Source organism: Mycoplasmopsis meleagridis, assembly GCF_900660695.1.
Lineage (GTDB): Bacteria > Bacillota_I > Bacilli_A > Mycoplasmatales > Metamycoplasmataceae > Mycoplasmopsis > Mycoplasmopsis meleagridis.
On sequence record NZ_LR215042.1, the window covers coordinates 461,445 to 475,402 of the forward strand.

Genomic DNA, 13,958 nt, shown 5'->3' on the forward strand with positions numbered 1-13,958 from the left:
GACCTATTTCTTAGCTAATAACATAGCTATTTCTTCTTTATAAATTGATCCACTTTCAGGAATAGGAGTTTCTAAAATAATAGGGATATTGTCAAAATCTTTATCATGTACAAATTTAGCTAAAGTTTCTAATTTGATAAAACCTTTATCAATATTTTCATGTCTATCTTTATGAGAATTTAAAGTGTTTTTTGAATCATTTAAATGAATAACTTTAATTTCTTTTAATAAGTCATATTTGATTAATTCTTTTTTGAAATTATCATATTCTTGTAAATTGTAACCTGCATCTCAAATATGACAAGTATCAAGACACATTTTTATTCTTTCATTATTTAAAGATTTGATTAAATATTGCATTTCTTCAAGATTTTTGCCTATTTCATTTCCTTTACCTGCCATTGTTTCTATACATATGACTACTTTGTTAGTTTTGTCAATTACTTCTCTTAAAACCTCAATTAAAGTATCAAGGCCTATTTGTGGAGTATATGTAGTAAAAGAACCAGGATGAAGAACTAAATATTTGGCACCTAAATAATTCATTCTCTCTATTTCTCCGATTAAAAAACTAATTGCAAAATCTTTTTTTGTAGGATTGGCAGGATTAATAATATAAGGTGCATGGATTACTATATCTTCTGACTTAATAATTTCCTTGTATTTTTCTTCATATAATTCTTTTTTATAAAGGCTTATATCGACTCTTTTAGTATTTTGTGGTGCACCTAAATAAATCATTAAACAATTTGCTTTATTACTTAAACTTTCTTCAATTGCACCGACTAAATAGTTAGGTTTAGTAAAAGAAATATGTGATCCTAATTTAATCATTTTAGCCCCTAAATTACTTGGTTAAATAATAACTATAATTATAATTATTTAACTCGTTAAATAATCGATAAATATATTTAAATTTATTTTTTAAATAACATTTTTCTATTATAATAATAGTGCATTTTGTAAATGCCCAGGTGGCGGAATAGGTAGACGCAAGGGACTTAAAATCCCTCGAACGTTAGTTCGTGCTGGTTCAAGTCCAGTTCTGGGTACCATTTGGCCACTTGAAAAAGGCCAATTATGCGTCCATAGCTCAGTAGGTAGAGCAAATGGCTTTTAACCATTGGGTCAGAGGTTCGAATCCCCTTGGACGTACCATTTGAATCTAAATGTTTCACCAAAAAAGTAGCATTACATTGCTACTTTTTCTTTATTTGTCTACAAAAAGTTTATTTTTAATCTCAAGTTAATAAATATGAAATTAAGAAATGATAGGAATAATGGATTCAGCAATTTAATGGAAATTGCACTATCAAAATATAAAAATAAACACCCTTATGTGTTTATTTTAAAATTATTCTTCGTCTTTAAGACGAATATTACGACGTTTAATAATTGCGTCAGAAATATTTTTAGGGCATTTTTCATAATGATCGAATTGCATTTGATATGTTCCTCTACCAGAAGTCATACTACGTAAGTCTGTTGAATACCCAAACATTTCGCTAAGAGGAACAAGAGCACGAATAATGCTTGCCCCATCAGATCTTGTTTCATTTTCTTGCAATTGTCCTCTACGGCGAGTTAAATCTCCCATAACATCACCAAAATAATCCTCTGGTATAACAACTGCAACGTCCATAATAGGTTCTAATAATACTGTTCCAAGAAGATCTTTTGCTTTTGTCAATGCTTTTGAAGCAGCTATTTTATAAGCCAATTCAGAAGAATCGACATCATGGTATGAACCATCGAATAAAGTGGCTTTAACATCAATCATAGGATATCCAGCTAAAATTCCAGCAGCCATTTTTTCTTCAAGACCTTTTTGAATTGGTTTAATGTATTCTTTGGGGATTTTACCACCAACAATTTTATCTACAAATTCAAATCCTTTATCGTGATTAGGCTCAAATTTGATTCATACGTGACCATATTGTCCCTTACCACCAGATTGTTTAACATGCTTGCCTTCAACTTCTGCGCTTTTTGTAATGGTTTCACGATATGAAACTTGGGGAGCACCAACTTTAGCTTTAACATTGTGTTCTCTTCTTAAACGATCAACAATAATATCGAGATGCAATTCACCCATACCAGCAATAATAGTTTGTCCTGTTTCATCATCAGTGTAAGTTCTAAAAGTAGGATCTTCAGCTGCCAATTTTTGTAATCCTAATGCTAATTTCTCCATAGCATCTTTAGATTCTGGTTCTAAGGCTTGCGAAATAACTGGTTCTGGAAAAACCATTTTTTCAAGAACAAAGTGAGGAGATTTTTCGCCTACTAATGTATCTCCTGTTGTAGTAGATTTTAATCCTACAGCAGCGTTGATGTCACCTGCATAACATTCATCAATTTCTTGGCGACTATTAGCGTGCATTTGAATTATACGTCCTACTCTTTCTTTAACATCTTTTGTAGAGTTATAAACATAACTTCCTTTTTTAAGAACTCCCGCATAAACACGGAAAAATGTCAATGAACCTACATATGGATCAGTCATAATCTTAAAAGCAAGAGCAGCAAAATCATGTTCATCACTAGCAGGAACGTCAAATTCTTGATCGTTTAACTCAGCTTTAATAGGGGGAACATCTAATGGAGAAGGAAGATAGTCAACAACAGCATCTAACATTTTTTTAACAGCTTTATTTTTAAAACTTGTTCCACATATTGCTGGGAAAAATTCTGCAGTTATTGTGGCTTTTCTAATTACTTCTCTTAATTCTTCAGGAGTAGGATCATAGCCATCTAAAACTTTCATCATAAACTCATCGTCAAAACTTGCAACTGCTTCAACTAATTCTTGGCGCTTTGCATGTGCCAAATCAACTAAATCCTCTGGAATTTCTATCTCTTTAGCAATTTCTTCTGGTTTTCCATCATATGAATAAGCTTTAAGTGTAACTAAATCAACAATTCCTTGAAAATTGCTTTCAGAACCAATTGGGATTTGAATTGCAACTGCATTTGCATTCAATCTTTCTCTAACAGATCTAACAGACATAAAGAAATCAGCGCCTGCTTTATCCATCTTATTTACATAAACGATTCTAGGAACTCTATAGTTAGTTGCTTGTCTTCAAACAGTTTCAGTTTGTGGTTCAACACCACTTTGTGCATCAAGAACAGCAACAGCTCCATCTAAAACACGCAATGAACGTTCCACTTCTACAGTGAAATCAACATGTCCAGGGGTATCGATAATATTTATTCTTTTACCGTTTCAATAAGCTGTTGTTGCTGCAGAGGTAATAGTAATACCTCTTTCTTGTTCTTGTTCCATTCAGTCCATTTGAGAAGCACCATCATGAGTTTCTCCAATTTTATGAATTTTCCCAGTGTGAAACAAAATTCTCTCAGTAGTAGTAGTTTTACCTGCATCAATGTGAGCCATAATACCGATATTACGATAATCTTTTAATTCATATTCTCTAGCCATAATTCTCTACCTATTATCATCTAAAGTGAGCAAAAGCACGGTTTGCTTCAACCATTTTATGTGTGTCTTCACGTTTTTTAATAGCACCACCGGTTTTATTTGACGCATCAATAATTTCATTTGCTAAACGAACATCCATTGTTTTTTCATTTCTTAAACGAGCATATTGAACTAATCATCTTAAACTTAAAGTTTGTTTACGACGAGCTGAAACTTCTGTAGGAACTTGATAATTAGTACCACCAATTCTTCTTGTTCTAACTTCTAATTGAGGAGTAATATTTTCAACAGCTAATAAAAATACTTCCATTGGATCTTTTTGAGTTTTTTCTTTAACGATATCAAATGCTTTATAAAGAATTTCCTGTGCGATTGATTTTTTGCCATCTAGCATAATTGTGTTAATCAACTTAGTCACTAATACTGAATTAAAAATTGGATCAGCTAAAACTTCTCTAACGGGTGCACTATTTTTTCTTGACATGTAATATCTCCTTTAAAATTAGTTTTTCTTTTCTTTCTTAGTTCCGTATAATGAGCGACCTTGTTTACGATTATTAACACCTGCTAAATCTTGCGTTCCACGCACAATATGATATCTAACACCAGGAAGATCTTTTACTCTACCACCTCTGATTAAAACAACTGAGTGTTCTTGTAAGTTGTGTCCTTCTCCACCGATATAAGCGGTAACTTCCATTCCATTTGATAATTTAACTCTAGCGTATTTACGCATTGCTGAATTTGGTTTTTTAGGAGTCATTGTAGCAACTCTTGTACATACACCTCTTTTAAAAGGTGCAGCAGTTTTATATTGTTTTTTAAGCAATGAGTTATATGATAGATTCAAAACAGGAGCTTTTGATTTTCTGACTTTATCAATTCTACCATTAGTAACTAATTGATTTGTTGTTGGCATATTTTCCTTTCGTTAATATCTAAAAAATAATGTTATTATTATATAACAACTTTTCCGTGCATATCATAATTTATTTTTATTTTATTTTTTTACTTTTAACAAAAAAGGAACGTTGTTACGTTCCTCTGTAATCGCCATATTTTGAACGATCATATTTATTGCTATACTCATTAGGCATATAACCTCTTTTTAAATCTTCCATCAATACTTGAGAGAAAGTTTTATTTTTATTAAATCTTTTATCGTAAAGAGGTTGACCATGTCATCTAATTGTTCCATAATAAATATAAGTTAAAACAGAATCTCTAGTGTAATATCATTGACTAAAATTATTTGAGTCACCAGGATTACCATCAATAGTTTGTGTTCCTTCTCAGAATTTGCTGTTTATACTGTAATCATAGTTCAACCCTACAGGTCAACCATAATTAAATCTTCCTGTCTTTGTATTACCATATTTTTTAAGCAATTGACTTCTGTAAGGTTGTTTAAAGCTGCTTATAGCTTGCATTCATTTATCATGAATTATTCCCTCAACTGTAGTTTTATGGAAAGTTCAATAAACTAAAATGGGAATATTACTTTGTCTTGCCAAAAGTAAAAGTGAAGAAAAAATTCTCCATAAGGCTTGATATCCCTCTGATTTTTGTTTAAGTTCAGCATAAGAATTTATTCTAGGTAGTCTTACTAAATCTTCAAAATATTGTTTAATTACAGGACTAATAACAGATTTAAGAATATTAGTTAAACCATTTCCGACAAGATGTAAAGCAGCACCAATAGAAATATCTACACCTTCACCAAATGGATTTGCTTCTCCATTTACATTTTGACTACTACTGTTAGAAGAATTTCCATATGGATTAAATAAAAATCCGTATACTCCTTCTTTAAAATTAGCTGGCGATTTTGAAAAAATAACATTAATAAAATCAGTAAAATTTCTTGGAGAAATTTGATCTACTATTCCTTTTATTACAGATAAATTATCAAATATTTTTTGTAAAGATATTTTATTTCCTTGCTTAATAAATTTTAAAGCTCCTCTAATAGCTTCATATTGAAGGTGGGTAATATAATCTTTACCTTTGTAACTTCCAATATTTTTTAAAGAATTAAACACAGCATCAACAACATTATCTAAGATTTTAGAATTTGCTATTGCTCTAATTAAATCTATAGAAAAAGCTTTAAAAACATTTATATCTCTACCAGTAATATCAAAATTCTTTTGTTTCAGAAGTTGAGCAATTAATTCACCTATTACTTCAGAAGGCTTTGATTTATTAATAAATATTTCTCTTAATCATCTTTTGAGTAAATCTTTAAGTTTATTAGTTGATGATGAATTGAAGAAATTTTTAATAGCTTCGGTTCATGTATTGAATTTAGCATAAACTTCGTTATTATCGATTATTTCTCTAATAAAAATATCTAATATTTCCTGTAAATAATTACTTTGTAATAAGGCGATTATAAAATCATTAGTTTCTTGATCACCAATATTTAAAGTAGTTAAAATACCCTTTAAATTAAAATCATTTATCAGTAATTTTATTAATTCAGGTTTAGAAGTTATTCCTCTTGATAATTTTAATAAACTATCTTTTACAATTGCTTTATTTTTTCTTAATGTATTGGTTGATAAAAGTATTTTAACCAATCTATATTGCGTTATATCAAACGATTTAATAGCTGTATTTACTAAATCAAAAATAATATTTGAACTCTTTAATAATTTATCGGCATTATTAATAATTCCATTCATAACAGGATTAATGAAATTTAACTTAGATAATATTTGCGGTAATTCATTATATAAATCATTAACTAATTTTTCATTGTTGCTGAAGTTAATATCTATTTGATATTTTTTCATTACATAATTAACTACACCAACAAAAATATTTTTAAATTCTGGTACTTTTATAATAGTTGTTATTAAATCTTCAATATCTTTTGATAGTTGATTATTTCTACTTTTATCTGAAGAATAAATTTTAAGAATATCTGCAATTGTATTTACTTTACTATAAAGAGAAGGATTATCAAATAAGTTAGTTATAACGTCATTAAATAGTTTATAGAAAGCATTTGAATCAATAACGTTTTTTGTTAATACTTTTAATTCTTCTAAACTAGTAATTTGATTAAAAGTTTCTTTTCACTCTCCATTTATTGATTTTCAAATGGTGTTAATAATTGCCGAATCTCCGCTGTTTAAAGTAAATTTAGCAAAATTTTGTAATAAAGAAATGATTGTATTTTTATTCTCTTTAATTTTATTATTGTTAATCAATGCTTTAAAAATTTTAACAATCGTATTTTCAATTTTTGCGTTACTAAAATGTTTTTCTTTGAATTTAGATATAACCTTTTTAATGCTGAAATTATCGAAATTATTTTTAATTTCATTCATTATTTCAACAATAAAATCATTCAACATATTAGTAGAATCATCAATTTGATTAATTGAAATAAATATGTTATCTAGAAGTTTCGCAATTTCTGAATCCTTTAAATTTCCTTTAATTTCAGTATACTGATCAAATATTCCTAACAACAACTGCGAAACAAGAGGTTTTAAATTTGGATTCACGAACACTGATTTTATTCAAGAAATTATTTTAGTCGAAATAAAACTATTATTTTTTTGGTTTGAAATATATTCTTTAAATAATTCTTTTAATCTGCCTAAATCTTCAAAGACATTTATTTTTTTCAACAAGAAATTTTGAATAAAATGATTAATTATTTCTTTAATATTTTTATCTTTAAAAATTTCATTTACTAAAGCTGAAATTTTGTCATTTGTAACTTTTGATAATAGAGGCTCGATAATATTTTTGACATTTATAGGTAGAAGAGAAATTATCTGATTTTTATTAAATGCTGTAGATACAAATTTTATAAAAGCATTATAAATTTTAGAATTCGTAAAGTCACTTAATACTAATTTAGTCAAATCTAAAGTGTTATTAATAGTATTTAATTTAGGTTTTAAATCTACAAAAGTACTAAAGATTGCATCAATTAATTCTGCAAACGAATTTGATTTAAAAATATTTACTAAATAGTCACTAAATTGTTCTTTTGTTAAAGAATTTTTAGTTAATTTATTTATTTTTTCACCTATATTAAGGCGAATATTTTTAGAAATATCAGATGTTAAGAAATTAATAACAATTTTTTTGATAGTTTTTCTATTTTCTTCAAGATACTTGTCAGAAACTAATGATTTAAAAATTTCTATCATTGTTGCTTCAAGCGTTTTATCATTAAATTGATTTCTTAATGAAGTAACTAAATTAAACACACTAAATTTAGTTATACCTTCCTTGAATTGCTCTGTAAAAGCGATTAATATTTTATTTAAAATTCCATATTTAATTGAAAATTGATTTATTAATCCTGTCAAATTAGAAAATAATTGACTAAATTCTTGGAATGATAAATCATTCGTCATTCCATTATAGCTGGAAAGAATTGAATAAATCATTCTTGCTATTTGATCTTTAAAATTATTATTAGAAAGAATATCTTGGACAAAAGAAACTAATTCATTAACAGTGTAATTATTATTTGAATTATTATTGAACCAATTAACAAATAATTTATCAATATTAGTTAAATCACTAAAAGATTTTATGCTTAATAAAACATTGTTAAAAAAAGCATTAACAACTTGTTTGAAATGTTGATTGTTTAATATAAAGACAACAATTTCTTTGATATCGCTATATTTGAATAAATTTCTATTATTTTTTGGTATTTTTACAAATAATTTGTTTTCAACGAATTTTTTAATTTTATTGTCTTCAAAAGCAGAAATTAGATAACTGACAAATTTATCATAAATACCACTTTTTATAATATCTGTCAATGATAATTTAAGTAAATCGAAAAAGTTACTTACTTCTTTTATCTTACTATAATCAAGATAGAATAGTTTATTTACAAATACATCAATTAAATTATTTAATTCTCTTTCATTAAGTAATGAATTAACAGCTTCATTTAAATCTGTATCATTTTCAGAAATTTTAAATAAAGAAGAAAATGCTTTAGATAATAATCCATTTAAACTAAATAGTTTATCTTCATTAATAATGTTTATAACTAACTTTTTAACAACAGAAGAATGTTCTTTGTAAATATTATTTTTAATTACTGCCTTATAAATGTTTAAAGCAAAATTTTCCATATTGCTATCAAGTTTAAATATTTGAGAAAAAGTATCTTTTAGAGATGTTAAACTACTCAATCCATCATTTTTTATTTTGAATAGAAGAGTTTTAACTAAATTTTTAAGAAATTGAGTATTTGAAATAATATCCGATGTTCCATCGAACAATTTGTTAATAAGAGAAATAAAAGAATTTTGATCAATATCTTTGACAATATTGCTATTATCCTTTAAAAATAAATAAATTATTTTAGAAACTTCTTCTTTAAGGTCCTTTTGTTTTAATAATTCAAGAATATAACTTTCTAATTTTTCACTAATGAAATTAATATTATTATCATTAGATAATCAGGCCTTAAATAGCATATTAATATTAGTTAATATTGCATTTATATTTACATTTTCTTTTAATAAACTATTATTTATAAAATTGTCAACTAACGATTTTATGTTTTGGTTATTTACTGAAAAAGAAATTAATTTTTTGAAAAAATCATATGAAATATATGCCGATAATTTTCCTAAGTTATTATCTAAAGCCTTTTTGGTTAATCTTTCTACTTCTTTATTATTTAAAACGTAATTTATTAAATTCAATGCCGAAGAATAAATATTAGAAGATGAAAAATTATCTAATAATAATTTAAAAATATCATTATATGATTTTACTTTTTGCGCTTGTTCATCGGTTATTTGAGAAATTTTTTCAACTAAAGATTGAATAAATTTATTAACTTCATTTGAATTATAAGTTTGTTTTATTAATGATGAAATAGCATTTTTTTCTTTATCATCGCCAACTATTTTGACTAATAAATTTGAAATTAATTCATTTATTGGTTCAAAATATTTTGAATTTACAACATTATAAAAAATAGTAATTAAAAAGTCTTTATTATTTTTGAATAAGTTATTTCTAATGCTGATTTTGAAAGCATTAACTACCATTTTTTCTATTTCAGTTTTGTTAAATTCATTTTTTAGTGCATTAAGAATGTTATTAAAATTAAATTTGTTAATACCTTTAGATAATTCAGTTAAAACAATGTTAGAAACCTTAGAAATAAATTTAAATTGTTTCTCATAATTAATGGCAATATTAATTAAATTGTCAATTAATAAGTTGAATTTATTTTTATCTATTCCTTTTAATAAATTATCATATTGACTAATTAATGAATATAAAATCTCATGAACAATTAATTTAAAATCATTATTTTGAAGAACATTAAGAATTAAAGTAGAAAAATTATTTCCAATATTATTTTTAGTATTTTCTTTCTTTAATCATTCTTCAATTAACGAAGTAATATTTTTAAGTTGTTCAAATGAATTTGTCTCTAAAACAGTAGAATTAACAAAATCATTAGCTATATTAACAAAATTTGGATCTTTTAAAATAATTAAAACAAGATTATGCAATTGATTTTTTGTAATTTTAAGCGATATAGAACTAGGTAATTTAGATAAAAGTAAATTATTGATTAAATTAGCTACTGAATCATCCTTTAATACTACTTCAATTATGTTAATAAAATCATTATATAAAGATGAAGAAGCTATATTTTTAAATGCTACTTTTAAAATAGCATAAATATTTTTAACGTTTTTTATCTCTGCATAATTTTTAGAAAATATTTTATCCAAAAAGTTAATTATCAGTGATTCTACTTTTTTACTATTTACAACATTGTCAATTAAATTATTTATATCCTTTTTGCTATTGTCATTTCCTATTAATTTCAAAACATTAGCTTTGATAATGTCTTTAAAATTGAATAATTTGTTTTCGTTAAATATATTTGTTAATAAAATCTTAAAAATTTCTTTATTACCATTAAAAACTTTATTTTTAATAATTGCTTTATAAAGCTCAGTAACTAAAGAATCGATTTTACTAGGATCTAAAAGTTTGTTAAATTCTTCAGAAAAAATAGCGCCATTAAAAGATAGTCCATTGTTTTTAATAGTATTAACTAAACTATGGAAAAGAATATCAATTATTTCACTATTGTTTATAAAATCTTTCCCTGCTGAAATAAGGTTATTTAATAATAAAATGAATTGATTTTTTTCAATATCATTAACTAAATTAGAATTGTTTTTCAAATATCTATATAAATTATCGCCAAGAAGATTAATTAAATTTTTATTATTAGCAATATCTAAAACAAAGGATTTAATGTATTTTTCTAATACCTGATTATTCGCGTTGTCATTTAGTCAATCTTTAATTATTTGCGAAAATTTAATATCTTTTTGTTCAACTGAAGAATTTGCTAAAGCTTTGTTGAAAAAGTTATTAATTATTTGTTTGAAAGAATAATTATTAAAAACAAATAAAATTGCATCTTTTAATAACCCATTTTCTAATATATCATGAACTATTTTGTTAACGTTAAGTAATGTCGTGTCAACACTATTTTTAACATTAGGATTACTAAGAATATTTTCAATTAATTTTACTAATGCGGAATATAACTTAGAATTAGCAACATTTTTACTCAAAATACCAATTACTTGATATAGTGATTGAGAATTTTTAATTTCTTCTTTGTTAGCTGAGAATATAAAATCAATTAAATTAGAAATTAAATCATTAAAATAATGACTATTAAATATTTCGTTTAGTGAATTATTTAAATCATTATATTCTTGTCTATTTTTAGTAGGTAAAGCATAAGAAAGAAGTGAAATTATTGATTGTTTAAAATTAAAAGAATTACTATTAAGAACATTAAATAGAAGTGTTTTGAATTCATTTTTATACTTCTCAATGTTATGAGAAAATAAGGTTTTAACAATTGCTAACAAATTATTTTTCCCGTTCTCTTCAGAGAAAAATTCACTAATAGAAGTTACTATTTGCGAGATAAATAAACTAGAATTAAAGTTTCTGAATGTATCAGAATCTATATTGTCTAAAACAATATGTAACAAAGTAGGAACTAAATTTGTATTTTTATTAACATCTGCAAAAACATTTATTAATTCATGTATTAAGTTTTTAAGTTGCAACTCATTAATATTTTTATTTAATCTGTTAATTTTGATTACATTATTTATCAATCTTGTTAAAATCTGCTTAAATTCATCATTATTTAATGCGTCTTTAAATAATAATTTTGCACTTTCTTCGAGGCCATTTCTTACATTAGGATTATCTAAAAAAATGTTGATAAAATCATCAAAATTCTTGGCTGTAGCAAATTCTGGAAATGCATTAAATATAGGAGTTAATGATTTATTTAAAATCTCTTTTAAATTCTTATTAGAAAGGAGAATTGTAATTAATTGACTTAGATCATTTTTATCAATATATTGTGCAATAGTTTTATCGTAAAAAATATTAACTGCATTAGTAAAAATATTATTTTTAAGCATCTTATTAATTAAGTTATTAAAAATGTTAAGAACAATATCTTTTAATTCAGTTCTTTGAATGTCGTTGACTAAAAAATCTAATTTGAAAAATGAATTCAAATTACTTACTATTGATTCTTCATTAGTAATTGTTTCTTTAAAAGATTCAATTAAATATTCTAATTTATATTCTTTTGCTCCCGCTTCGCCATCATTATCTCAGTCGGTATTAACAAATTTTTCACTAACTTTTTTAAAAATACTGCTAAAAATATGATTATTTATGAATCAATTGCTTAATATATTTAGGTTTCTATTATTGTCTTTTGTGAGAAAGGTATTAAGTTTTAATTCTGGATCTAGTTCTTTAAAATAACTGCTTTTTATAGCACTAAAAAAAAGTTTGTTAACAATTAAATTAGTAAAAATTTTATCATTGAGAACACGTTTATAGTAATTTTCTTGACTAAATAAAGAAGAAACATTATCAATATATTTATCTGGTCCTTTTAAAAATTCATCTTGATTAGAGGTAAATAGATTTCAATTTAATTTTAAAGTATTATCAGTATTAAATTCAATTTGTCTAACGTAAGATCTTCTATCACTTAAATAATATGCAGCATCTCAATCAAAACCATCATGTTTAATTTTTTCTAAATCACTAGTATTTAAAGTTAATTTAGCAAAAATATCCATTGCCATTCTTTTATAAGCATAAAGAGAAGGATGAATATCAAATAAATTAGGGCTAAGCAATTTAATATTTTTATCTCAATAGGAATTGTTATAAATATTTATGTAATTTGTATTATTTTGATTTGCTACTTGTTCGATTTTTTTATTTAATAAATCAATAATAATTTGACTAACTTGAATAGGTATAGAAAGGGAATTTAAATAATTATCAAGCAATTTAGTAATAAAAGGCATTGGTGCACTATAACCAATAAAATTTATATTTAACTTTGGATTAAGTTCTTTTATTTTTTTGATTAATTTCGTTTGGTTATTTTCTAAATGATCAAAAATGCTTTTGAACGATGTATTAAATAATTGAACAATTTGTCCATAATTAAGCTTATTAGAAATAATTTGGTTAAAAATATCAAAAAATGAAATTTCAGAAAATTGATTAATAAAAGCATTGATAATATCATTAGCTCCTAATGAAATAGTCATCAAATTTGCTTTCTTTATTTCGTCAACTAATTTTTTAGAATAATCAATATATTGTTCACCAAAAATATTAATTAAATTTTGTCTTTGTAATTCTGTTAAAACAGAAAAATTATTTCCTAATAAGATATAAAAATCTTCTAGTGTTGCTGAAGTTTTGGATAAATTAACAAAAGATGCAAGTTTGTTTTTTTCTGCTTTTTGAATAAAAGAAGCTAAAAAAACAGGATATGAAACTCCTTCAATAATTCCTTTTTCATTCATTTGACCAGGAAAATTTTTCGGTAAACGAGCATCTCAATCAGCACTTACAGAATCTCCTATAGCGAGGTATTTTACTTGTTCATTTTTCGTTATTGAAGTTTTTGATAAATTAGTTGGAGTGGTATCATCAAATAAAAAATTTGGAAAAATATTAGAATTATTATTTGACGAATAATCCATATTATTAGTAGAATTAGTAAAATTATTAGTTTTATCATCAATTGTTTTTAAATCATTAATAGTAGGAATTTTACTATCATCTTTTCGAGGGTTATCGTTTAAATTATCACCTCTGTCAATGGTTTGTTCTTTTGTCCTAATAAAACTTAAACTAATTGCCAAAACAATTGTAGAAACGCTAGCACTTGCTATAGCAATAATTGTTTTCTTACCAATTTTAAATTTCATAACTTTCCTTACCATGTTAATCAAAACACTAAGATAATGAAAAATTATACTATAAAATAAATATGTTTTTAGGTAATAAAAGATTTCAAAAATATATTTAATCTATAAATTTAAAGTGCTAAATTCTGTATTATTTTTAAGCAAATAATTTGTTTTAAGAATGAAAAAGAAAAACAAAAAATACGCTTCTTTTA

General features: G+C 24.8%; 5 protein-coding genes and 2 tRNA genes. 2 read left to right on the forward strand and 5 right to left on the reverse strand.

Features of this window, described 5'->3' with window-relative positions; genetic code table 4:
* Positions 1–3 precede the first annotated feature (3 nt).
* The gene (locus EXC33_RS01930; RefSeq protein WP_046096836.1) at positions 4–834 is read right to left on the reverse strand and encodes a deoxyribonuclease IV; all 831 of its coding nucleotides are present in this window, start codon (positions 832–834) and stop codon (positions 4–6) included.
* A 134-nt stretch (positions 835–968) separates the two neighbouring features.
* Between EXC33_RS01930 and EXC33_RS01935 the strand changes: the two genes are divergently transcribed.
* Positions 969–1,055 (forward strand) — tRNA-Leu (locus EXC33_RS01935).
* A gap of 27 nt (positions 1,056–1,082) precedes the next feature.
* A tRNA-Lys gene (locus EXC33_RS01940) sits at positions 1,083–1,158 on the forward strand.
* A gap of 196 nt (positions 1,159–1,354) precedes the next feature.
* Here EXC33_RS01940 and fusA read toward each other — a convergent pair.
* The 4 genes from fusA to EXC33_RS01960 form a co-directional block, all read right to left on the reverse strand.
* Complete coding sequence (gene fusA / locus EXC33_RS01945) at positions 1,355–3,445, reverse strand: elongation factor G (RefSeq protein WP_046096835.1); 2,091 nt, start codon at positions 3,443–3,445, stop codon at positions 1,355–1,357.
* A 13-nt stretch (positions 3,446–3,458) separates the two neighbouring features.
* Positions 3,459–3,929 carry a 30S ribosomal protein S7 gene (rpsG, locus tag EXC33_RS01950; RefSeq protein ID WP_046096834.1) on the reverse strand — a complete coding sequence of 157 codons (471 nt, stop codon included), beginning with the start codon at positions 3,927–3,929 and terminating at the stop codon, positions 3,459–3,461.
* Positions 3,930–3,947: 18 nt separating this feature from the next.
* Positions 3,948–4,364 (reverse strand): 30S ribosomal protein S12, encoded by a 417-nt coding sequence (rpsL, locus tag EXC33_RS01955; protein WP_046096833.1) that lies wholly within the window; start codon positions 4,362–4,364, stop codon positions 3,948–3,950.
* Positions 4,365–4,479: 115 nt separating this feature from the next.
* Positions 4,480–13,764: an SGNH/GDSL hydrolase family protein gene (locus EXC33_RS01960; RefSeq protein WP_046096832.1), complete on the reverse strand. Its 9,285-nt coding sequence runs from the start codon at positions 13,762–13,764 to the stop codon at positions 4,480–4,482.
* Positions 13,765–13,958 lie beyond the last annotated feature (194 nt).